General features: G+C 71.7%; 20 protein-coding genes. 11 read left to right on the top strand and 9 right to left on the bottom strand.

From position 1 onward, the window contains the following. Positions 1 to 73 precede the first annotated feature (73 nt). On the top strand, positions 74 to 1,525 hold the full coding sequence (locus tag ACZ64A_RS09510; protein WP_469809329.1) for an MFS transporter: 1,452 nt from the start codon (positions 74 to 76) through the stop codon (positions 1,523 to 1,525). Positions 1,526 to 1,569: 44 nt separating this feature from the next. Here the strand turns inward: ACZ64A_RS09510 and ACZ64A_RS09505 are convergent, their stop codons facing one another. Then, on the bottom strand, positions 1,570 to 2,460 hold the full coding sequence (locus ACZ64A_RS09505; protein ID WP_469809328.1) for a helix-turn-helix transcriptional regulator: 891 nt from the start codon (positions 2,458 to 2,460) through the stop codon (positions 1,570 to 1,572). Between the two features lie 101 nt (positions 2,461 to 2,561). Between ACZ64A_RS09505 and ACZ64A_RS09500 the strand changes: the two genes are divergently transcribed. Next, positions 2,562 to 3,992: an MFS transporter gene (locus ACZ64A_RS09500; protein WP_469809327.1), complete on the top strand. Its 1,431-nt coding sequence runs from the start codon at positions 2,562 to 2,564 to the stop codon at positions 3,990 to 3,992. A gap of 88 nt (positions 3,993 to 4,080) precedes the next feature. Here the strand turns inward: ACZ64A_RS09500 and ACZ64A_RS09495 are convergent, their stop codons facing one another. Both ACZ64A_RS09495 and ACZ64A_RS09490 read right to left on the bottom strand, forming a co-directional pair. Then, positions 4,081 to 4,671 (bottom strand): TetR/AcrR family transcriptional regulator, encoded by a 591-nt coding sequence (locus ACZ64A_RS09495; protein WP_469809326.1) that lies wholly within the window; start codon positions 4,669 to 4,671, stop codon positions 4,081 to 4,083. 25 nt (positions 4,672 to 4,696) lie between these two features. Beyond that, entirely contained in the window at positions 4,697 to 5,707 is a 1,011-nt protein-coding gene (locus ACZ64A_RS09490; RefSeq protein ID WP_469809325.1) for an aldo/keto reductase, read from the bottom strand. 280 nt (positions 5,708 to 5,987) lie between these two features. Between ACZ64A_RS09490 and ACZ64A_RS09485 the strand changes: the two genes are divergently transcribed. Next, positions 5,988 to 6,416 carry a hypothetical protein gene (locus tag ACZ64A_RS09485; protein ID WP_469809323.1) on the top strand — a complete coding sequence of 143 codons (429 nt, stop codon included), beginning with the start codon at positions 5,988 to 5,990 and terminating at the stop codon, positions 6,414 to 6,416. A gap of 84 nt (positions 6,417 to 6,500) precedes the next feature. Here the strand turns inward: ACZ64A_RS09485 and ACZ64A_RS09480 are convergent, their stop codons facing one another. Then, positions 6,501 to 7,883 (bottom strand): glycine--tRNA ligase, encoded by a 1,383-nt coding sequence (locus ACZ64A_RS09480; RefSeq protein WP_469809322.1) that lies wholly within the window; start codon positions 7,881 to 7,883, stop codon positions 6,501 to 6,503. A gap of 184 nt (positions 7,884 to 8,067) precedes the next feature. On the opposite strand from ACZ64A_RS09480, the gene ACZ64A_RS09475 reads away from it, so the two are divergent. From ACZ64A_RS09475 to ACZ64A_RS09460, 4 genes are all read left to right on the top strand, one after another. Continuing rightward, the gene (locus ACZ64A_RS09475; RefSeq protein WP_469809321.1) at positions 8,068 to 9,027 is read left to right on the top strand and encodes a metal ABC transporter substrate-binding protein; all 960 of its coding nucleotides are present in this window, start codon (positions 8,068 to 8,070) and stop codon (positions 9,025 to 9,027) included. 20 nt (positions 9,028 to 9,047) lie between these two features. Then, entirely contained in the window at positions 9,048 to 9,815 is a 768-nt protein-coding gene (locus ACZ64A_RS09470; RefSeq protein WP_469809320.1) for a metal ABC transporter ATP-binding protein, read from the top strand. Next, positions 9,815 to 10,717: a metal ABC transporter permease gene (locus ACZ64A_RS09465; RefSeq protein ID WP_469809319.1), complete on the top strand. Its 903-nt coding sequence runs from the start codon at positions 9,815 to 9,817 to the stop codon at positions 10,715 to 10,717. Before ACZ64A_RS09470 ends, ACZ64A_RS09465 begins: the two co-directional genes overlap by 1 nt. A gap of 64 nt (positions 10,718 to 10,781) precedes the next feature. Next, positions 10,782 to 11,201 carry a Fur family transcriptional regulator gene (locus ACZ64A_RS09460; RefSeq protein ID WP_469809317.1) on the top strand — a complete coding sequence of 140 codons (420 nt, stop codon included), beginning with the start codon at positions 10,782 to 10,784 and terminating at the stop codon, positions 11,199 to 11,201. Positions 11,202 to 11,308: 107 nt separating this feature from the next. Here the strand turns inward: ACZ64A_RS09460 and ACZ64A_RS09455 are convergent, their stop codons facing one another. From ACZ64A_RS09455 to recO, 3 genes are read right to left on the bottom strand one after another with little or no spacing between them, the layout of a single operon-like run. Beyond that, entirely contained in the window at positions 11,309 to 11,845 is a 537-nt protein-coding gene (locus tag ACZ64A_RS09455) for a hypothetical protein (protein ID WP_469809316.1), read from the bottom strand. 25 nt (positions 11,846 to 11,870) lie between these two features. Beyond that, positions 11,871 to 12,707: an isoprenyl transferase gene (locus ACZ64A_RS09450; protein WP_469809315.1), complete on the bottom strand. Its 837-nt coding sequence runs from the start codon at positions 12,705 to 12,707 to the stop codon at positions 11,871 to 11,873. A 25-nt stretch (positions 12,708 to 12,732) separates the two neighbouring features. Continuing rightward, a complete protein-coding gene (gene recO, locus ACZ64A_RS09445) occupies positions 12,733 to 13,479 on the bottom strand; it encodes a DNA repair protein RecO (RefSeq protein ID WP_391677025.1) in 747 nt (248 codons plus the stop codon). 187 nt (positions 13,480 to 13,666) lie between these two features. On the opposite strand from recO, the gene ACZ64A_RS09440 reads away from it, so the two are divergent. The 3 genes from ACZ64A_RS09440 to ACZ64A_RS09430 all read left to right on the top strand — a co-directional run bounded on the left by ACZ64A_RS09440 (position 13,667) and on the right by ACZ64A_RS09430 (position 16,732). Further along, a complete protein-coding gene (locus ACZ64A_RS09440; protein ID WP_469809314.1) occupies positions 13,667 to 15,154 on the top strand; it encodes an alpha/beta hydrolase in 1,488 nt (495 codons plus the stop codon). Positions 15,155 to 15,272: 118 nt separating this feature from the next. Further along, positions 15,273 to 15,800 carry a SigE family RNA polymerase sigma factor gene (locus ACZ64A_RS09435; RefSeq protein WP_469809313.1) on the top strand — a complete coding sequence of 176 codons (528 nt, stop codon included), beginning with the start codon at positions 15,273 to 15,275 and terminating at the stop codon, positions 15,798 to 15,800. Next, positions 15,797 to 16,732 carry a hypothetical protein gene (locus ACZ64A_RS09430; protein WP_469809312.1) on the top strand — a complete coding sequence of 312 codons (936 nt, stop codon included), beginning with the start codon at positions 15,797 to 15,799 and terminating at the stop codon, positions 16,730 to 16,732. The genes ACZ64A_RS09435 and ACZ64A_RS09430 overlap by 4 nt, the downstream gene beginning before the upstream one ends. Positions 16,733 to 16,785: 53 nt before the next feature. On the opposite strand, the gene ACZ64A_RS09425 is transcribed toward ACZ64A_RS09430, so the two are convergent. Next, positions 16,786 to 17,484: a TerB family tellurite resistance protein gene (locus ACZ64A_RS09425; RefSeq protein ID WP_469809311.1), complete on the bottom strand. Its 699-nt coding sequence runs from the start codon at positions 17,482 to 17,484 to the stop codon at positions 16,786 to 16,788. A 185-nt stretch (positions 17,485 to 17,669) separates the two neighbouring features. Beyond that, entirely contained in the window at positions 17,670 to 19,391 is a 1,722-nt protein-coding gene (leuA, locus tag ACZ64A_RS09420) for a 2-isopropylmalate synthase (protein WP_469809310.1), read from the bottom strand. A 374-nt stretch (positions 19,392 to 19,765) separates the two neighbouring features. On the opposite strand from leuA, the gene ACZ64A_RS09415 reads away from it, so the two are divergent. Next, positions 19,766 to 20,848 carry a M4 family metallopeptidase gene (locus ACZ64A_RS09415; RefSeq protein WP_469809309.1) on the top strand — a complete coding sequence of 361 codons (1,083 nt, stop codon included), beginning with the start codon at positions 19,766 to 19,768 and terminating at the stop codon, positions 20,846 to 20,848. Positions 20,849 to 20,963 lie beyond the last annotated feature (115 nt).

The following is a 20,963-nucleotide window of genomic DNA, read 5'->3' as shown; positions in this document are numbered from 1 at the left end:
TTGTCGCGTACGCCCGCCCGGCGACCCAAAGTAATTAGTTAGGCACACTAGCGATAAGGAGTATTCTGGTGCCATGCCCGAGCTGAGCCATCGCCGCAGACTGCTCGTGCTCGCGATCTGCTGCATGAGCCTGCTGATCGTGAGCCTCGACGTCACGGCGCTGAACGTCGCCCTGCCCGCCATGCAACGCGATCTGCACGCGTCGACCTCGGGTCTGCAGTGGACCATCGACGCCTACACGCTGGTCCTGGCCTCCCTGCTGATGCTGTCCGGCTCCACCGCCGACCGCATCGGCCGCAAGCGGGTCTTCATGGCGGGCCTGGTGGTCTTCACGGCCGGATCGGTGCTGTGCTCCCTCGCACCGAACCTCGACGCGCTGGTGGCATTCCGGATGGTGCAGGCGGTCGGCGGGTCGATGCTCAACCCGGTCGCGATGTCGATCATCACCAACACCTTCACCGACCCGCGCGAGCGGGCCCGGGCCATCGGCGTGTGGGGCGCGGTCGTCGGCATATCGATGGCCGCGGGCCCGATGGTCGCCGGCGTGCTGGTCGAGGCGGTCGGCTGGCGGTCCATCTTCTGGCTCAACCTGCCGGTCGGCCTCGCCGCCCTGCTGCTGACCCTGCGCTACGTCCCCGAGTCCCGCGCCCCGAAGGCCCGCCGTCCCGACCCGGTCGGCCAGGTCCTGATCATCGCCCTGTTCGGTGCCCTGACCTACGCCATCATCGAGGCCCCCGCCGCCGGCCCGGCCACCGTGCTGCCCTTCGCCGCTCTCGCCCTCGCCGCCCTGCTCGCCCTGGTGTGGTACGAGCCGCGGCGCGAGGAACCCCTCATCGACCTGCGCTTCTTCGGCTCGGCACCGTTCAGCGGGGCCACCGTGATCGCGATCAGCGCGTTCGCGGCGCTGGGCGGCTTCCTGTTCCTGTCCACGCTCTACCTGCAGAACGTGCGCGGTCTGAGCGCTCTGCACGCCGGCCTGTGGATGCTGCCGATGGCCGTGCCCACGTTCCTGTGCGCCCCGCTGTCCGGGCGGCTGGTCGGCTCCCGCGGTCCACGGCTGCCGCTGCTGATCGCGGGCGTGGCGATGACCGTGAGCGCGGTGCTGTTCGCCGCGTTCGAGGCGGAGACGGCCGATGTGACGCTGTTCCTCGGCTACGTGCTCTTCGGCATCGGCTTCGGGTTCGTGAACGCGCCGATCACCAACACGGCGGTGTCCGGCATGCCGCGGGCGCAGGCCGGGGTCGCGGCCGCCGTCGCCTCCACCAGCAGGCAGCTGGGGCAGACCCTGGGCGTCGCCGTGGTCGGGGCGCTCCTCGCCTCCGGCGTGGGGGCGTCCTCGTACCGGAGTGCCTTCGTCTCGGCGGCGCGGCCCGGCTGGTGGGTCCTCGTCGGCTGCGGGGTCGCGGTGCTGGTCCTCGGGCTGCTGAGCAGTGGACGGTGGGCGCGGGGCACTGCGTCGCGTACGGCCGAGAGGCTGGCGTCGGACGAGGTGCGGCAGGTCGTGGGGGTCTCGGAGCGGGCCTAGGGGGTCCGTGGTTGCTCGGGCCGACGCGGCGCCGCCGCACCGCGTCACACGCCGCGCTCCTTCAGGGCGATTCCGTGCAGCTTCTCAAGACGCGCCCTGGTCTCGTCGTCCGCCGGGACGTAGGTGACCATGCGCGCGCCGATTTCGGGGTTGAGCCACAGGTCGGTGTGGTCGAGGGTGAGACGGCCGACGTACTTGTTCAGGAACTCCTTGCGCTTGGTGCGGTGCGCCACGACCTCGTGACGGTCCCAGGCCTCGCGGAAGTCGGGGGACTGCTCGCACAGCCGCTTCAGGAGCATCTTCCAGGCGGGCTCGCCCAGGTGGCCGGCCATCGCGGCGCGGAAGCGGGCGGCCATCAGCCGCTGCGCCTCCTCGAGGTGCACGATCGAGGACTGCCAGTCCGGGTCGGTGTACGACAGGATCAGGCAGTTGCGGTCCTCGGGCGGCACCGCGTCCAGGTCGCACAGCAGCAGGCCGTAGGTGCGGTTGTAGGCGACGATGTCGTACCGGTCGTTCTGGACGGCCGCCGGGACCGGCTCCAGCTGCTCCAGCAGGGCTCGCACCGCGGGCGTGACGGACGGGCAGCTCTGGGCCGGGCTCGGGTCGACCGCTCCGGCGAGCTGGAAGAGGTGGGCGCGTTCGGTGCCGTCGAGCTGGAGGGTCCGGGCGAGGGAGTCCAGCACCTGCACGGAGACCTGGATGTCCCGGGCCTGCTCCAGCCACGTGTACCAGGTGACGCCGACCGCGGAGAGCTGGGCGACCTCCTCCCGGCGCAGGCCCGGGGTGCGGCGCCGGCGGCCGCGGGGCAGGCCGACCTGCTCGGGGGCGAGGCGCTCGCGGCGGCTGCGCAGGAAGGCGGCCAGTTCGTGGCGGCGGATGTCGGTGCCGCGCGGGGCAGCGGCGGCGGGCAGCGTCTCCTGGGCCAACGTGGTCATGCTCCCAGGGTGCCGCCTCGCGGGTCCTGTTTCCAGGTAGTGCTGCTACCAGGATAAAGACACTCTGGTGCCAGGCTGCGGTCCGGCGCAGGCTCGGTCACGTGACCGAGACCCTCACTTCCCACCCTGTCCGATCCGGCCCCGCCTCGCCGCCCGCGCTGACCGGGCCCGGGCTGGCCGCGGTGCTGCTCGCGGCGGCACTGCCCCTGATCGACTTCTTCATCGTCAACGTCGCGCTGCCCACCATCGGCCGGGACCTGCACGCCGGCGAGTCCGTGCTGGAGCTGGTCGTCGCCGGGTACGGCGTCGCCTACGCGGTGCTGCTCGTCCTCGGTGGCCGGCTCGGCGACCTGTTCGGCCGGCGGCGCCTCTTCCTCGCCGGGATGGCCGCGTTCGGGCTGACCTCGCTGGCGTGCGGGCTCGCCCCGGACGCCTGGACCCTGGTCGCCGCCCGGGTCGCCCAGGGCGCCGCCTCCGCGGCGATGCTGCCGCAGGTGCTGGCCACCATCCAGTCCGCCACGTCCGGGGCGCGCCGCGCCCGCGCGATGGGCCTGTACGGTGCGACGGCCGGCCTGTCCATGGTCGCGGGCCAGATCCTCGGCGGCCTGCTGGTCGCCGCCGACCTGTGGGGCACCGGCTGGCGCTCGGTGTTCCTGGTCAACGTGCCCGTCGTGGTCCTGGGCCTGCTGCTGGCCGCGCGGACGGTGCCCGAGACCCGTTCGCAGCGCCCGGAGCCGGTGGACGGTCCGGGCACGGTGCTGCTGGCCGTCGCGCTGCTGACGCTGCTCGCGCCGCTCACCGAGGGGCGGGCGGCGGGCTGGCCGCTGTGGACCTGGCTGTCGCTGGCCGCGTTCCCGGTCGCGGCGGCCGCCTTCTTCGCCGTGGAACGCCGGGCGGACCGGGCCGGGCGTACGCCGCTGGTGCCGCCGAGCCTGTTCGCGCTGGCGTCGCTGCGCCGGGGGCTGGTGCTGATCCTGCCGTTCTCGATCGGGTTCAGCGGGTTCATGTTCGTCGTCGCCGTCGCCCTCCAGCAGGGCGCGGGTCTCGGCCCGGTGCGGGCCGGCCTCGCGCTGGCCCCGCTGGCGGTGACGTTCTTCTTCACCTCCCTGGCCGGTCCGCGTCTGGTGGCCCGGTTCGGCACCCGGGTCGTGACGGCGGGCGCGGTGCTCCAGGGCACCGGCCTGGCGCTGATCGCCCTGGCGGCCTGGTGGTCCTGGCCGCACCTGGGCGTCGTGGAACTGCTGCCGGGCGGGGCGGTCGCCGGCGTCGGGCAGGCCCTGCAACTGCCCGTGATCTACCGGGTGGTCCTCTCCGAGGTGCCGCCCGCGCGGGCCGGCGTCGGCAGCGGGGTGATGACGACGACCCAGCAGGCGGCCCTCGCCCTGGGCGTGGCCACGCTCGGCACCCTCTTCCTGTCGCTGACCCCCGGGGCAGGGATGCGCGACGCCCTGATCACGGTGCTGCTGGTCCAGCTGGCCGGGGTGGCGCTGACGGGGCTGCTGAGCCTGCGGCTGCCGCGGGCGGTGGGCTGAGCGATGAGTCCGGGCGCCGTCTGGCCCCGCGCGACGCCGGGATGATCCGAACGACGGGCCCTGACTCCGGTTCGGGTGAACGGCCGGGTCAGTGGGTCGTCAGGCCCCGCAGGATCAGGTCCACCACCGCCGTGAAGTCCGCTTCGACGGACGGGTTCTTCCACTCGGGCGCGTGGCACGGGTCGTGGAAGCGGGCCGTGGCCTGGAAGACGGCGCGGGCCGCGGCGGCCGGGTCGGACGTGGTGAAGGCGCCCGACGCGACACCGTCCTCGATGATCCGGGTCAGCTGCGCGGTGAGGTCGGCGATGTGCTCGCCGACCGCCGTGCCGTTCTCGTCCGTCAGCACCGTGTAGGTCGCGAACAGCTCGGGGTCGCCGCCCGCCTTGTGCCGCTTGGCCTCGAACAGCGTCGCGAGCCAGGCCCGCAGCCGCTCCTGCGGGGCGTCCTCGCCCGCGACGATCCCGGCGAGCCGCTCCGACGTGCGGTCCAGCCACCGCTTGGTCACGGCTTCGCGCAGGGCCGCCTTGGTGCGGAAGTGACGGTAGACGCTGCCGTGACTGACGCCGAGCGCGCGGGCCACGTCCACCACGGTCGCCTTGGCCGGTCCGTGGCGTCGCAGCACCTCCTCGGTCGCTTCGAGGATGCGCTCGGTGGTCAGGATCTCGCTGGTCGGTGGCATGCCTAGACGGTACCCGGCAGCGGAATCAGCGTTCGCTGTCGAGCATGGCCATCTGCGCGGGGGCGTACCGCTCGCCGGCCACCGCGTCCGCCGGTACCGCGGCCTCGATGGCGGCGAGGTCGGACGCGTCCAGGGTCACGTCCAGCGCGCCCACGGCCTCACCGAGGCGTTCCCGGGTGCGGGCACCGACCAGCGGGACGATGTCCGTACCACGCGCGAGCACCCAGGCGATGGCGATCTGGGCGACCGTGGCGCCCTTGGCCTCGGCGATCTTGCGCAGCGACTCGACCAGCGTGAGGTTGCGCCGCAGGTTGTCGCCCTGGAAGCGGGGCGAGTGGGCGCGGAAGTCGTGGGCGGCCAGCTGCCGGTCGCCGGTGAAGTGGCCGGAGATCAGGCCCCGGGAGAGCACCCCGTAGGCGGTGACGGCGATGCCCAGTTCGCGCAGGGTGGGCAGGATCTCCCGCTCGGGTCCACGGGAGACGAGGGCGTACTCGATCTGGAGGTCGGCGATCGGGGCGGTCGCGGCGGCCCGGCGGACGGTGTCGGCGCCGACCTCGCTCAGGCCGATGTGCCGGACGTACCCCTTCTCGACCAGTTCGGCGATCGCGCCGACGGTCTCCTCGATCGGTACGTCGGGGTCGAGCCGGGCGGGCCGGTAGATGTCGATGTGGTCGACGCCGAGGCGCTGCAGGGAGTAGGCGGCGAAGGCCTTCACGGCGGCCGGGCGGCCGTCGAAGCCGGCCCAGTCGCCGTCCGGGCCACGCAGGGCGCCGAACTTGACACTGAGCCGGGCGTTGCCGCGCAGGGCGGCCGGCGCGGTGCGCAGCGCCTCGCTGATCAGCAGCTCGTTGTGGCCCATGCCGTAGAAGTCGCCGGTGTCGAGCAGGGTGACGCCGGCCTCCAGGGCGGCGTGGACGGTCGCGAGGGACTCGGCGCGGTCCGCGTCGCCGTACATGCCGGACATGCCCATGCAGCCGAGGCCGAGGGCGGAGACCTGGGGGCCGGTGGTGCCGAGGGTTCGGGTGGTCATCGTCATGGCTCCAGCCTGCCATGACAGCTGACAAATTTCAATATCTGTCATTCGATAGTTGTCAGCCCCTGCCGCCACACAGACGTCCGGTTGAGAATCCGGGTAAGAGACTCCGCCCGCCGACACCTGCTCCGACCTGCTGCTTCAGTGCGCGGCAGGGTGTTTCTCACCGCGCGCTCACCCCGGCACGCTCGCCGGGTCCGGGCGACGGGCGAAGGCTGGAAGGAAAGCGTCCAGCCCGTCGGACCCCCCGCGTCCCCGGGATACGCATCCCAAGGAGCCGAAGATGAAGACCACGTTCCGTGGACACTGCGGCCGCGTCCTCACGGTCGGCGCCCTGTCCGCCGCGCTGATGGCGGGCGGGACGGCAGGGGCTCTCGCCGCGACCTCACCGCCCAGCCCGTACCCGCACCAGACCACGCACGGCACCAGCCACTCCACCGCCGCCTCGATCACCGTCAAGGCCGACCGCACGACCGTGAAGACGGGCGAGAAGGTGATGTTCACGGGCCGCACCAAGGGCCTGAAGATCGGCACCACGCTGACGCTCCAGAGCCAGCACAACGGCAAGTGGACGTCCCTGAAGGAGCACACCACCGTCAAGAAGGGAAGCAGCTACCGCCTCACGGCCTCCTTCAACACCAAGGGCACCGAGCATCTGCGGATCGCCGCGGGCAAGGTCCACTCGCCGACGGTGACCGTCAAGGTCATGTGAGGAAGGCGCCTCCCCCTCTCCCGACACGCACGAAGGCCCACCCCCTGAGACAAGGGGTGGGCCTTCGCCGTCGGGCGGGCGGCGTCAGCAGCCGATCAGGCGCGAGGCGAGGTAGCCCTCGATCTGGTCCAGGGAGACGCGCTCCTGCTTCATCGAGTCACGCTCGCGGACGGTCACGGCGTTGTCGTCCAGCGTGTCGAAGTCCACCGTGACGCAGTACGGCGTGCCGATCTCGTCCTGGCGGCGGTAGCGGCGGCCGATGGCGCCGGCGTCGTCGAACTCGATGTTCCAGTGCTGGCGCAGCGCCTGGGCGAGCCCCTTGGCCTTCGGGGACAGCTCGGGGTTGCGGGACAGCGGCAGCACCGCGGCCTTCACCGGTGCGAGGCGGTGGTCCAGGCGCAGCACGGTCCGCTTCTCCATCTTGCCCTTGGCGTTCGGCGCCTCGTCCTCGACGTAGGCGTCGAGGAGGAAGGCCAGCATGGTGCGGCCGACACCGGCCGCGGGCTCGATGACGTACGGCGTCCAGCGCTCGCCGGCCTCCTGGTCGTAGTAGGCCAGGTCCTGGCCGGAGGCCTTGGAGTGGGCGCTCAGGTCGTAGTCGGTGCGGTTGGCGACACCCTCCAGCTCGCCCCACTCGCTGCCGCCGAACTGGAAGCGGTACTCGATGTCGGCGGTGCGCTTGGAGTAGTGGGAGAGCTTCTCCTTCGGGTGCTCGTACCAGCGCATGTTCTCTTCACGCAGGCCGAGACCGGTGTACCAGCTCCAGCGCTGCTCCATCCAGTACTCCTGCCACTGCTCGTCCTCGCCCGGCTTGACGAAGAACTCCATCTCCATCTGCTCGAACTCGCGGGTGCGGAAGATGAAGTTGCCCGGCGTGATCTCGTTGCGGAAGGACTTGCCCATCTGGGCGATGCCGAACGGCGGCTTGCGGCGCGAGGTGGTCTGCACCTGGGCGAAGTTGGTGAAGATGCCCTGGGCGGTCTCGGGACGCAGGTAGGCGACCGAGCCGGAGTCCTGGGTCGGGCCGAGGTGCGTCGACAGCAGACCGGAGAACTGCTTGGGCTCGGTGAACTGGCCCTTGTTGCCGCAGTTCGGGCAGTTGACGTCGGCGAGGCCGTTCTCGGGGGCGCGACCCTTCTTCTCCTCGTACGCCTCCTCCAGGTGGTCCGCGCGGAACCGCTTGTGGCAGGAGGTGCACTCGGTGAGCGGGTCGGTGAAGGTGGCGACGTGGCCGGAGGCGACCCAGACCTCGGGGGCCAGGATCACGGACGAGTCGAGACCGACCACGTCCTCGCGCGACGTCACCATGTAGCGCCACCACTGGCGCTTGATGTTCTCCTTGAGCTCGACACCCAGCGGTCCGTAGTCCCAGGCGGCACGCTGTCCGCCGTAGATCTCACTGCACGGGAAAACGAAGCCACGGCGCTTGCTCAGGCTGACGATGGTGTCGATCTTGTCGGCGGCCACGGTGCTCTCTTCATTACGACGACGGGCGACGAAGCGAGATGCTTCCAGCGAATGCTTCAGCGTACCGGCGCGGGCTCCCCCTCGACCAAATCGGGGGACGGCCGGAACGGGCAAAACGGGGCCGGTCCGGCCCTCTCAGCAGGCTTGTTGACAACGGTTTCCATGTTTGTTGAAAATGACTGTCATGAACGTACGACGACGCCTCATATCCGTGGCCGCGGCCACAGCCGTCACCGCCCTCGGCCTCTCCACCCTGACCGCCTGCGGCGGTGACAGCGCGGCCGCCGGCAACACGGACAAGTTCGACGTCGTCGCGTCCTTCTATCCGATGGCCTATCTCGCCGAGCAGATCGGCGGCAGCCATGTGAACGTCACCAGCCTCACCGCACCCGGCCAGGAACCGCACGACCTGGAGATCAGCGCCCGGCAGCGCGGCCGGCTCGAGCAGGCCGACGCGGTGCTCTACCTCAAGGGCCTGCAGCCGGCCGTCGACGACGCCGTCGGCCAGTCCGAGGCCCGCACGAAGATCGACGCCGCCTCTCTGACCACCCTGGAGAAGCACGGCAACGAGGTCGGCGGGCACGCCGCCGAGCACGACCACGAGCACGGCGAGGAGAGCGGCGGCCGCGACCCGCACATCTGGCTCGACCCGGTGCGCTACGCCGAGGTCGCCCGCGGTGTCGGCGCCGCCTTCGCCAAGGCCGATCCCGCCCACGCCGCGGACTACCGCAAGAACACCGACGCGCTGACCGGCAGGCTCGACGCCCTGAACGCCGAGTTCGCCGCCGGGCTGAAGAACACCAGGACCAAGGTCTTCCTCACCACCCACGCCGCCTTCGGCTACCTCGCCGAGCGCTACGGCCTGACCGAGGAGGCCATCAACGGCCTCGACCCGGAGTCGGAGCCGAGCGCCGCCCGCGTGAAGGAGCTGGAGAAGATGGCGAAGGCCGACCACGTCTCCACCGTCTTCTACGAGACGCTCGTCAGCGACAAGACCGCGAAGACCGTCGCCCAGGACGCGGGCCTGCGCACCGACGTCCTCGACCCGATCGAGGGCATCACGGAGAAGTCCCGCGGCCAGGACTACCTCCAGGTCATGCGGGCCAACCTCAAGGCCCTGCAGACCGCTCTGGGGACCAAGTGACCGACCGATCGGAGGGCGGCATGCCCGAGCCCGTCATATCCCTGCGCGGCGTACGCGCCGAGCTGGGCGCGCGGCCCGTGCTGCGCGGCATCGACCTGAGCGTGCACCGCGGCGAGGTCGTCGCGCTGCTCGGCGCCAACGGCTCCGGCAAGTCCACCGCCGTGCGCAGCATCATCGGCCAGGTGCCGGTCAGCGCCGGCGAGATCGAGCTGTTCGGCACCCCGCGCCGCCGCTTCCGGCAGTGGTCCCGCATCGGGTACGTCCCGCAGCGCACCACCGCCGCGGGCGGCGTCCCGGCGACCGTGACGGAGATCGTCTCCTCGGGCCGGCTCTCCCGCACCCGCTTCGGCGTCTTCCGCAAGGCCGACCGGGAGGCCGTACGGCACGCCCTGGAGCTGGTCGGGATGGCCGACCGGGCGGGGGACTCGGTGAACGCCCTGTCCGGCGGGCAGCACCAGCGGGTGCTGATCGCGCGGGCGCTGGCCGCCGCACCCGAGCTGCTGATCATGGACGAGCCGATGGCGGGCGTCGACCTGGCCAGCCAGGAGGTGCTCGCACAGACCCTCAGGGGCCAGGTCGAGGCCGGCGCGACGGTCCTGCTGGTGCTGCACGAACTCGGGCCGCTGGAGCCCCTCATCGACCGCGCGGTGGTGCTGCGCGACGGCTGCGTGCTGCACGACGGCCCGCCGCCGAAGGCCGTCGGCCAGCACGCCCTGCCCGGCCACGACCACGTCCACCCGCACGCACCCGCGGGCACCGAACCGATCCGCACGGGACTGCTGAGCTGATGGAACTCCTCGACTACGCCTTCATGCAGCGGGCCCTGCTCGCCGCCGTCCTGGTCGGCATCACGGCGCCCGCGGTCGGCATCTACCTGGTGCAGCGCCGCCAGGCCCTGATGGGCGACGGCATCGGCCACGTCGCCATGACGGGCGTCGGCCTCGGCTTCCTGCTGTCGGCCTCCCCCGTGTGGATGGCCACTCTGACGTCCGTGCTGGGCGCGGTGCTGATGGAACTGATCCGCTGGTACGGCAGGACCCGCGGCGACATCGCCCTCGCGATGCTCTTCTACGGCGGCATGGCCGGCGGCGTGATGTTCATCAACCTCGCCCCCACCGGCTCCAACGCCAACCTCACGTCGTACCTCTTCGGCTCCCTGTCGACGGTGTCGCAGTCGGACGTCGTCGCGATCTGCCTGCTCGCCGCGTTCGTGGTGCTGGTGACGCTGGGGCTGCGCCGGCAGCTGTTCGCCGTCAGCCAGGACGAGGAGTTCGCGCGGGTGACCGGGCTGCCGGTGCGGGCGCTGAACCTGCTCACGGCCGTCACCGCAGCGGTGACCGTGACGGTGGCGATGCGCGTGGTGGGGCTGCTGCTCGTGAGCGCGCTGATGGTGGTGCCGGTCGCCGCCGCCCAGCAGATCGGCCGGAGCTTCGCGGCCACGTTCGCGATCGCCGTCGCCATCGGTGTGACCGTGACCCTCGGCGGCACCGTCACCTCGTACTACCAGGACGTGCCGCCCGGCGCGACGATCGTGCTGCTGACCATCGCGGCGTTCATCGCGCTGACCGCGGTGGCCACCCCGCTGGCCCGGCGCCGCGCACGGGCCCGGGCCGCCGCGCAGCCCGCCGGGGACCCGGCCGAGTGCGCCATCCCGGCCGGCCGGACGGCCGCGGACGAGATCGGCGTCTGACCGGGTCCCTGCCGGGCTGGCACAATGGCCCGGCAGGGGCAGACGCCGTCGAAGGAGGCAACCGGTGACGACCGCTGGACCGCCCGTGAAGGGCCGCGCCACCCGGCAGCGTGCCGCCGTGGCGGCGGCGCTCGACGAGGTGGACGAGTTCCGCAGCGCGCAGGAGCTCCACGACATGCTCAAGCACAAGGGCGACTCCGTCGGGCTCACCACGGTCTACCGCACCCTGCAGTCCCTCGCCGAGGCCGGCGAGGTCGACGTCCTGCGCACCTCCGACGGCGAGTCGGTGTACCGGCGTTGCTCCACCGGCGAGCACCACCACCACCTGGTCTGCCGGTCCTGCGGCAAGGCCGTCGAGGTGGAGGGGCCGGCGGTGGAGAAGTGGGCGGAGGCCATCGCCTCCGAGCACGGGTTCGTGAACGTGGCGCACACGGTGGAGATCTTCGGTACGTGTGCGGATTGCGCGGGGCGCTCCGCGGGTTGAGCCGGTTCGCCTGATCGCCGTTGCGGGATCGGTCGTACGCGGGTGCGGATTCGTTGTGGCTGGTCGCGCAGTTCCCCGCGCCCCTGAGTCGGCCGACCGCCCTCGGTTCAGACGCGCCGCAGGTTGCTGTCCAGGATGGCGCGCAGGCGGTCCACGTCCTCCGGGCTGTGCGCGCCTCGCTTGGCCAGGATGTTGGCGCAGCGGCCTGCTCGGTCGGGGCTGCGGAGGATGAAGACGCGGTCGGACTCGGCGTAGCTGCCGTAGTTGGCCCAGCCGGTGCGGACGTCCGCGTGGGCGCTGACCAGGCGTACGCCCGCCGCGCCGACGGTCACCCGGACCTGTCCGTGGTGCTCGTGCGCCTTGCGCAGCTGGGCGGCCGACAGACGCGGTACGCAGAGCATCAGCACGCCCCACACGATCATCCCGAGGGCGAGCCCGAGGTTGTGCGTGTGGCTGACGACGAGCAGCACCACCCCGATCAGGGCGACCGTCGCCGCCAGCGCCGGGTGGTACAGCAGCCCGAACACCCCTTTGCGCTTGCGCATGAGCAGCCGGACCGCGTCCGTCATGTCCTGCTGCTCGTGGGTGTACTCCAGCTCGACAGCGTCGTCCTGCACGACGTCCCGCCCCATGTCCATGACCATGAGGCGGGATCGTACGGCATGGTGATCAGCCCTCCTGGCGGCCCTCCATCGCGAGCAGTTCCTCGTTCGGGATGGCGCCGCCGAAGCGGCGGTCACGGGAGGCGTACTCCAGGCAGGCCCGCCACAGGTCGCGTCGGTCGAAGTCCGGCCACAGCACGTCCTGGAAGACCATTTCGGCGTACGCGGACTGCCACAGCAGGTAGTTGGAGGTGCGCTGCTCGCCGCTGGGCCGCAGGAACAGGTCGACGTCCGGCATGTCCGGGTAGTACAGGTACTTCGCCAGCGTCTTCTCATTGACCTTGGACGGGTCGAGGCGGCCCGCCTTCACGTCCTCGGCGAGAGCCTGCGCGGCGTCGGCGATCTCGGCGCGGCCGCCGTAGTTCATGCAGAAGTACAGGGTGAGCCGGTCGTTGCCCTTGGTCTGCTCCTGGGCGATCTGCAGCTCCTTGGCGACGGACTTCCACAGCTTGGGCATCCGGCCCACCCAGCGCACCCGCACACCCAGTTCGTCGAGGGTGTCGCGGGTCTTGCGGATGAAGTCGCGGTTGAAGTTCATCAGGAAGCGGACCTCGTCGGGCGAGCGCTTCCAGTTCTCGGTGGAGAAGGCGTACAGCGAGATGCTGCCCACGCCGATCTCGATGGCGCCCTGCAGGACGTCCAGGACGCGCTCGGCGCCGACCTTGTGGCCCTCGGTGCGGGGCAGCCCGCGCTCCTTGGCCCAGCGGCCGTTGCCGTCCATGACGATCGCCACGTGGCCGGGGACCAGCTCCCCGGGGAGCTTCGGGGGCCGCGCGCCGGACGGGTGCGGCTCCGGCGTCCTGTACTCACGGCGCTGGCGCCCCAGGAACCCGCGTACGGCCATGTGCTTCTCGTCTCCTTCGGTGTTTCTACTGTTCGACGTACCTCAGGGAACGCAGACCGCGCTCCAGATGCCAGTGCAGGTAGGCGGAGACCAGTCCGCTGCCCTCCCGGACGTACCGCGGCTCGCAGGCGTCCGCGCTCTCCCAGTCTCCCGTAAGCAGCGCACCGAGCAGCGCCAGGGTCTGCGGGGAGGGCACCACGCAGCCGGGCACCCGGCAGTCGACGCACAGGGAGCCGCCGGAGGCGACGGAGAAGAACCGGTTCGGGCCGGGCATGCCGCACTTCGCGCAGTCGCCGAAGCTCGGCGCGTAGCCGTTGACGGCGAGCGAGCGCAGCAGGAAGGCGTCGAGGATCAGGTTCGGCGCGTGTTCGCCGCGGGCGAGTGTGCGCAGCGCGCCCACCAGCAGCAGGTACTGCTGGACGGCCGGCTCGCCCTCGTGGTCGGTGAAGCGCTCGGCGGTCTCCAGCATGGCCGTCCCGGCGGTGTACCGGGCGTAGTCGGTGACGATCCCGCCGCCGTACGGCGCGATGGTCTCGCTCTGTGTGCACAGCGGCAGGCCCCGGCCCACCAGCTCGCTCCCGCGCGCGAAGAACTGCACGTCGACGTGGGAGAAGGGCTCCAGCCGCGCCCCGAACTTCGACTTGGTCCGCCGCACGCCCCGGGCCACGGCCCGCACCCGCCCGTGGCCGCGCGTCAGCAAGGTGATGATCCGGTCCGCCTCGCCCAGCTTCTGGGTGCGCAGCACGATGCCGTCGTCGCGGAACAGACTCATGGACCCATTGTGCCCTTACGGACAGACCGGCAGGACCGGTTACCGGCTGTGCGTGATCGTTCACGTCCCGTCGGGCGGGTCCTGGTCCGCAGGTGCTGCCCGGGTGGCGCTACGGGGGGCAAGCCCCCCTGCGCACACGGTAGTTGGCCGGATGGGGTCGTGGGCCAAGATCCGCGAGGCTGCTCGTATGACATCGATCAAGCGTCCTGCCGCTCTCGCCGCCGCCTCCGCCGTTCTGCTCTCGCTCGCCGCGCCGCTGACCGCGACGGCCGCCGCCGCGCCCGCCGGGCGCACGGCACTCGCCTGGGAGCCCTGCCCCGGGGCCGCGCCGGACGCGCGGCAGGAGTGCGCGACCCTCGCCGTTCCGCTGGACCACAGCCGTCCGGGCGGCCCGGTGATCGACCTCGCCGTCTCACGGGTGCGCAGTGAGAATCCCGGGGCGCGGCGCGGTGTGCTGCTGATGATCCCCGGCGGCCCGGGCGGCTCCAGCCTGAACGATCCGTCCGGCAAGGGGCAGAAGCTGCCGAAGGAGGTCCGTGACGCCTACGACCTGGTCGGTTTCGCACCCCGCGGGCTGGCGCCCTCGACGGCCGTCGACTGCGGGCTCGAACACGCCGACCTGGCGATCTCCCGGCTGCGGCCCTGGCCGGCCGCGGACGGCTCGGTGGACGGCAACCTGGTCACCGCCCGCCGTATGGCCGACGCCTGCGCCCGCAACGGCGGGGAGCTGCTGCGGCACATGAGCACCGTCGACGAGGCCCGTGACATCGACCGCATCCGGGCCGCGCTGGGCGAGCGGCGCATCTCGGCCTGGGGTGTGTCGTACGGGACGTATGTCGGGGCGGTCTACAGCCAGTTGTTCCCGCGGCGCACCGACCGGATCGTGCTGGACAGCAACGACAACCCCGATCCCACCCGGGTCTCGCGGGCCTGGCTGGCCGCTCACGAGCAGGGCGTGGAGGACGTGTTCCCGGAGTTCGCGAGGCGGGTGTCGGCGCCCGGACATCCCTACCGGGTCGCGGACACTCCGCAGGGGGTCAGGGAGGAGTTCCTGCGGCTGGCCGCCGAGCTGGACCGCCGGCCGATCCCGTGGCCCGGCGCCAATCCGCCGGAGCTGAACGGCAACGTGCTGCGTCAGACCATGCTGGACGACCTGTACGACCCCGACCGGTTCGACGACCTGGCGCGGCTGATGACCGCCGCCCGCAAGGGCGTGCTGCCGCCGGCCCCGGCCGGGCTGCCCGAGGCGGTGCTGCAGAACGTGGCGGCGGTGGGCGCCTCCACCCTGTGCAACGACGTGGCGTGGCCGGCGGACCCCGAGGTCTACCGGAAGGACGTGGAGCTGAGCCGCAAGGCGTATCCGCTGACCGCGGGCATGCCGCGCAACGCCATGGTGTGCGCCGCGTGGCCGTTCCCGCCGCGGCAGGCGCCGGTGCGGATCACCGACCGGGGGCCGTCGAACATCCTGCTGGTGCAGAACGAGCGGGACGTGGCCGCTCCGCTCGCCGGGGCGCGCAAGCTCCGCGAGGCGCTGGGCCGGCGCGCGGTCATGGTCACCGTGAACTCCACGGGCCACGACGCCTACCTCGCCAACGGCAACGCCTGCGGCGACGACACGGTCTCCCGCTTCCTGGCGACGGGTGAGCGCCCGGCCGGCGACGTGTACTGCCGCTGAGCGGCGGGCCGGTGGCGTGCTGCCGCCGAGCGTCCGGTCTGCTGCCGCTGAGCGTCTTTCGCCGGCCGGGCAACCGAATCGGCGCGTTCGGTGGTCTGGGGGGCGAGGAGGGTGCTTGATGCAGGCCGAACTGGAGGACCGGTTCCATGAGTTCGTCTCCGCCAGGTGGTCGCACCTGGTGCGGACCGCGTATCTGCTCACGGGCGACGCACACCATGCCGAGGATCTGACGCAGACGGCGCTGGCGAAGGCGTACCGGTCGTGGCGGCGCGTGGCGCGCAGCGACAACCCGGAGGCGTACGTCCGGCGGATGCTCGTCAGCTGCAACAGCGACCGCTTCCGCAAGCGGCGGGTGGCCGAGTCGCTGACGTCGGCGCCGCCCGAGCGGGCGGGGCGGGACGACACGGCGTGGTCCGACGAGCGGGGTGCGCTGATGGCGGCGCTGGCCGGACTGCCGCCCCGGCAGCGGGCGGTGGTCGTCATGCGGTACTGGGAGGACCTGTCGGAGGCGGAGGTGGCCGAGGTGCTCGGCTGCTCGCCGGGCACGGTCAAGAGCCAGGCGTCCAAGGGACTGGCGAAGTTGCGTACGTATCCGGGGCTGATGGAGTTCGCCGGCGGGTCCGGCGGTCGAGGAGGCGGCAGGTGAGCGGGGAACAGCACGAGCGGGACGGCGTGTTCGAGGAGCGGCTGCGGCAGCTGCTGTCGGAAGACGCCTACGAGATCCGTCCGACGCCGGCGCCGTATCCGCAGATCCGGCGGCAGGGCGCGGTGGAGCGGCGGCGCCGGGTGGCGGCGGCCGGGGCGGCGCTGGTGGTGCTGACGGCGCTGCCGGTGGGCGCGTACGCGCTGGGCGGCGGCTCGGGGAAGGCGGACACGGCGGCGCCGCGTCCGTCGGCGACCGCTCCGGTGCGTCCTGCGCCGGAGCGGTCGCCGACGCCGTCGGGTCCGGCGGAGCCCGCCGATCCGGGGCGGCAGCTGCTGGACGGGGTCACGTTCGCGCAGGCGGCGGACGGGCTGGAGAAGTGCCTCGCGTACGACCGGGAGAGCAACAAGGACCTGCGCGGTCCGGCGCGCAACCCCGACCTGGGGAAGGCCGCCGACTACCGGATCATCCTGGCGATGCACGCCACAGGGGACTCCAACACCCCGGGCGACGGGATGTTCGTCGTCGCCGTCAAGGACGAGCCCCGGCTGACCCGGCTGATCTGCACCGTCAAGGGCGGTGAGGTGCAGGGCCTGAACACCAGCGGCGGCGGTGTCGGCGCGGACGACTCGGCGCCCGTGTCGGCCGACATGAACGGCGGCAGGCTGTACCAGCAGTCCTTCCTGGACAAGGGCAACTGGAAGCTGCCGTTCCGCTGGGGCTTCATCGGTACGGCGAAGCCGTCGGTGACCCGGGTGACGGTGTCGTACGGCGGTGGCACGAGCGAGGCCGTGCTGGACCACGGCTGGTTCGTGGCCGCGGGCACGCTGAACCGCCAGGTCACCAAGGCCCCGCACATCAAGGGCTACGACGGCGCCGGCAAGCTCCTCTACGACTCGGACCGCGACCCGGCGTACGACAAGACGCTGCCCTGAGGACGTCCCGGTCCGGTCGCCGGGATCCCGTTCCCTCCCCCTCCCCGGACCGGTCAGGAGGGCGTGCGTGCCTCCTCCAGCAGGCGGGTGACGTCCTGCGTGCACAGGGTCAGCGCGGCACCCACCGTCGCGAGGGTCTCGCGCTCGGCCGGGGTGTAGGGGCCGTCGGCCAGGGCGATACGGGCACCGGTCAGCAGGATCGATTCGCGGCCGACGCAGGCCAGGTGCGGGGCGAGCGGGTCGAGGGCCTCGTGCAGCTCTATGCCGAGCCCGGCGGTGCAGGTCCGGTCGGGGTGGACCCGGCCGGTGTCCTCCTCGACGGCCTCGACGAGCGCGGCGAGCTGCTCCTCGGTGCAGTCCGGGAAACCGGCGGCGCGCACGGCGACCGCGGCGGTCTCCAGCGCCGTACGGGAGGAGGTGCCGCCCGCGCTGAGCACGGCGACGGCGACGGTGTGGACGGCGTCGCGCAGCATCGCGGAGAAGCGGGTGGTGGTGGGGTGGTCGAGGACGTCCGTGCCGAAGTGACGGTGGCAGGCGGCGCACTCGACGACCGGCCCGGAGGCGCCGCGCGGCAGCACGGGCAGACCGAGCAGGGTGAGCCGGCGCCGGCCGGTCAGGCGCTGGTAGTTGCGGTCGCCGCCGCAGCCGGGGCAGAAGAACTCGCCGTCACCCACGGGCGTCCAGGCGATGCGGGTGCCCAGAATGCGCGCGAATGCGGCGGCCTGGCCGTTGTGTCCCCGAACTGGCAGCACGTCGCACCTCCGTAACCCCACGGCAACATCGCCGAGCGCTTGCGTGATGTTAGCCACATCCATGAGGCGGCGTCAGCACCCTGGACGAGACCTTTCCGTGACCTCGGGGCGAGTTGGCGCGAAAACGACGGGGCCCCGGCCGCCGTTCCCGGCGGTCGGGGCCCCGAAACTCCCGGTGAGGAGGGTCAGCGGGCGGCGCGGTTGACGGCGGAGACGACCGCCTTCAGCGACGCACGCGTCGTGTTCGCGTCGATGCCGATCCCCCACAGGACCTTGTCACCGATCGCACATTCGATGTAGGACGCGGCCTGCGCGGAGGCGCCCTCGCTCATCGTGTGCTCCTGGTAGTCCAGCAGGCGTACGTCCAGGCCCAGGCCCTCCAGGGCGTTGAAGAACGCCGAGATCGGACCGTTGCCGGAGCCGGTCAGGACGGTGTCGGCGCCGTCGACGGTCGCCTCGACGGTGAGCGTGTCCACGCCGTCGGTGTCGGTCGTCGACTGGCCGGTCCTGACCTGGATGCGGCCCCAGGGGTTCTCCGGGTTCGGCAGGTACTCGTCCTGGAAGACCGCCCAGATCTCCTTCGGCGTGATCTCGCCGCCCTCGGCGTCGGTCTTCGCCTGGATGATCCGGGAGAACTCGATCTGCATCCGGCGCGGCAGGTCCAGCTTGTGGTCGTTCTTCAGGACGTAGGAGATACCGCCCTTGCCGGACTGCGAGTTGACGCGGATGACCGCCTCGTACGAACGCCCCACGTCCTTGGGGTCGATGGGCAGGTACGGCACGGCCCACTCGATGTCGTCGACGGTGACGCCCTTGGCCCTGGCGTCGGCCTCCATGGCGTCGAAGCCCTTCTTGATGGCGTCCTGGTGGGAGCCGGAGAAGGACGTGTAGACCAGGTCGCCCACGTACGGGTGGCGCGGGTGGACCTCCATCTGGTTGCAGTACTCCCACGTGCGACGGATCTCGTCGATGTCGGAGAAGTCGATCTGCGGGTCGACGCCCTGGGAGAACAGGTTCATGCCCAGGGTGACCAGGTCGACGTTGCCGGTGCGCTCGCCCTGCCCGAACAGGCAGCCCTCGACGCGGTCGGCGCCGGCCATGACCGCCAGCTCGGCCGCCGCCACGGCCGTGCCGCGGTCGTTGTGGGGGTGGACGGACAGGCAGACGTACTCGCGGCGGGACAGGTTGCGGTGCATCCACTCGAAGCGGTCCGCGTGCGTGGACGGCGTCGAACGCTCCACGGTGGCGGGCAGGTTGAGGATGATCTCGCGGCCCGGGCCCGGCTGGTAGACGTCCATGACCGCCTCGCAGACCTCCAGGGCGAAGTCCAGCTCGGTGTCGGTGAAGATCTCCGGGCTGTACTGGTAGCCGAAGTCGGTCTCGGGGCCCAGCAGCTTCTCGGCGTACTCCATCACCAGGCGGGTGCCGTCGACGGCGATCTGCTTGATGTCGTCCTTGGAGCCGCGGAAGACCACCCGGCGGAAGACCGGGGCGGTGGCGTTGTAGAGGTGGACGGTCGCACGCTTGGCGCCCTTCAGCGACTCCACGGTCCGCTCGATCAGGTCCTCGCGGGCCTGGGTCAGTACGGAGATCGTGACGTCGTCGGGGATCGCGCCCTCTTCCTCGATGATCGAGCGCACGAAGTCGAAGTCGGTCTGGCCGGAGGCGGGGAAGCCGACCTCGATCTCCTTGTAGCCCATCCTGACCAGCTGGTCGAACATCCGGCGCTTGCGCTCGGGCGACATGGGGTCGATCAGGGACTGGTTGCCGTCGCGCAGGTCGGTGGACAGCCACCGGGGCGCTGCGGTGATCCGCTTCTCGGGCCAGGTGCGGTCGGGGATCTCGACCTGCTCGTAACCGCGGTACTTGTGGATCGGCATCGGGCTGGGCTGCTGGCGGTTCGCCATGATCGCGTGGGCTCCTGAGGTGTGCGGGAAAGTCCCGGTGTCCGGAAAGGACGGCCGACGACGCAACGCCAAGCTCCGCGGAGAGGGAGTCGGCCTTTTCCTACAGGCCCTCGCCGCGGCAGCTAAGAAGAAGCAGCCCGAAACGCATGATGCTCCGCAGCCTAGCCGAGCCACCCCGGGTGCGAGAGGCCTGTCCCAGTATGCGGGACCGGTGCCACAAAGGGGACAAAAAGTGCGCTGTACCACATGCCCAGCACGGGGCGACCCGAGGTCGTAGCACAGCGTGACACCAGGCGGTGCCCCCTGTCCGGGTATTTCACCAATCATGGTGGCAGGTAGTGACACGGCCATCACGCAGTGCAAAGGTGCCGTGCATGACGACTCACGGGGGCCACCAGCCCAGCCACCATCCCGTCTTCTGCACGATCGTCCCGCCGCACGTCCTCGACCGGCTCGCCCGCAACGAGGACCCCGCGCTCTCCGGCCCGGCCCGCCGCTCCCTGGAGCACGACGCCTACCAGCGCACCAAGCGCCGCCTGACCACGGTGATCGGCGCAGCCGCCGCCACCGCGCCGCCCGGCGCCCCGGCCGACCAGCCGCACCGCACGATCTACGACGCCGGGCACACCCAGGACCTGCCCGGCACGAAGGTGCGCGAGGAGGGCGCCGAGCCCGGCTCCGACGCCACCGTCAACCGCGCCTACGCGGGCCTCGGCGCCACCTTCGAGCTGTATCTGAAGGTGTACGGCCGGCACTCCATCGACGGCAACGGGCTGCCGCTGGACGCCACCGTGCACTTCGGCGAGGACTACGACAACGCCTTCTGGAACGGCGAGCAGATGGTCTTCGGCGACGGCGACAACGAGGTCTTCCTCGACTTCACCATCCCGGTCGACGTCATCGGCCACGAGCTGACCCACGGCGTCACCCAGCACACCGCGAACCTCGACTACTACGGCCAGTCCGGCGCGCTGAACGAGTCGCTCTCCGATGTCTTCGGTTCGCTGATCAAGCAGTACTCGCTCGGCCAGACCGCCGCCGAGGCCGACTGGCTGATCGGCGCCGGCCTGCTGGCCCCGCGCGTCACCGGAGTGGCCCTGCGCTCGATGAAGGCCCCGGGCACGGCGTACGACGACGACGTCCTCGGCAAGGACCCGCAGCCGGCCACGATGGACGGCTATGTGCGCACCGGCCGTGACAACGGGGGCGTGCACATCAACTCCGGCATTCCGAACCACGCCTTCTACCTCGTCGCCACGGCCCTCGGCGGCCACGCCTGGGAGAAGGCCGGCCAGGTCTGGTACGACGTGCTCACCGGCGGCGAGCTGCGGGAGGACGCCCTGTTCGCCGACTTCGCCACGCTGACCGTGAAGGCGGCCCGCGAGCGCTACGGCGCCGGGGACGAGCTGCAGGCCGTGCAGAAGGCGTGGGAGCAGGTCGGGGTACGGACGCTGTGATCCGCCGCGCCGGCGACCGGGTGCGGACGCCGTGGTCCGTTCCGGGCGGCGGACGCCGTGGCGCGTTCCGGGCGGCGGACGCCGTGGCGCGTTCCGGGCGACGGACGCCGTGGCG

Source organism: Streptomyces sp. NPDC104814, assembly GCF_055583185.1.
Note: the sequence above shows the minus strand (reverse complement) of the source record. Positions and strands in the feature narration are given on the sequence as shown.

Coding starts and splice junctions, on each gene's coding strand:
- ACZ64A_RS09415 (WP_469809309.1), top strand. CDS start 19,766: ATGACGACTCACGGGGGCCACCAGCCCAGCCACCATCCCGTCTTCTGC.
- ACZ64A_RS09455 (WP_469809316.1), bottom strand. CDS start 11,845: ATGGTCATGGACATGGGGCGGGACGTCGTGCAGGACGACGCTGTCGAG.
- recO (WP_391677025.1), bottom strand. CDS start 13,479: ATGAGTCTGTTCCGCGACGACGGCATCGTGCTGCGCACCCAGAAGCTG.
- ACZ64A_RS09435 (WP_469809313.1), top strand. CDS start 15,273: ATGCAGGCCGAACTGGAGGACCGGTTCCATGAGTTCGTCTCCGCCAGG.
- ACZ64A_RS09450 (WP_469809315.1), bottom strand. CDS start 12,707: ATGGCCGTACGCGGGTTCCTGGGGCGCCAGCGCCGTGAGTACAGGACG.
- ACZ64A_RS09505 (WP_469809328.1), bottom strand. CDS start 2,460: ATGACCACGTTGGCCCAGGAGACGCTGCCCGCCGCCGCTGCCCCGCGC.
- ACZ64A_RS09490 (WP_469809325.1), bottom strand. CDS start 5,707: ATGACGATGACCACCCGAACCCTCGGCACCACCGGCCCCCAGGTCTCC.
- ACZ64A_RS09440 (WP_469809314.1), top strand. CDS start 13,667: ATGACATCGATCAAGCGTCCTGCCGCTCTCGCCGCCGCCTCCGCCGTT.
- ACZ64A_RS09465 (WP_469809319.1), top strand. CDS start 9,815: ATGGAACTCCTCGACTACGCCTTCATGCAGCGGGCCCTGCTCGCCGCC.
- ACZ64A_RS09510 (WP_469809329.1), top strand. CDS start 74: ATGCCCGAGCTGAGCCATCGCCGCAGACTGCTCGTGCTCGCGATCTGC.
- ACZ64A_RS09475 (WP_469809321.1), top strand. CDS start 8,068: ATGAACGTACGACGACGCCTCATATCCGTGGCCGCGGCCACAGCCGTC.
- ACZ64A_RS09495 (WP_469809326.1), bottom strand. CDS start 4,671: ATGCCACCGACCAGCGAGATCCTGACCACCGAGCGCATCCTCGAAGCG.
- ACZ64A_RS09485 (WP_469809323.1), top strand. CDS start 5,988: ATGAAGACCACGTTCCGTGGACACTGCGGCCGCGTCCTCACGGTCGGC.
- leuA (WP_469809310.1), bottom strand. CDS start 19,391: ATGGCGAACCGCCAGCAGCCCAGCCCGATGCCGATCCACAAGTACCGC.
- ACZ64A_RS09470 (WP_469809320.1), top strand. CDS start 9,048: ATGCCCGAGCCCGTCATATCCCTGCGCGGCGTACGCGCCGAGCTGGGC.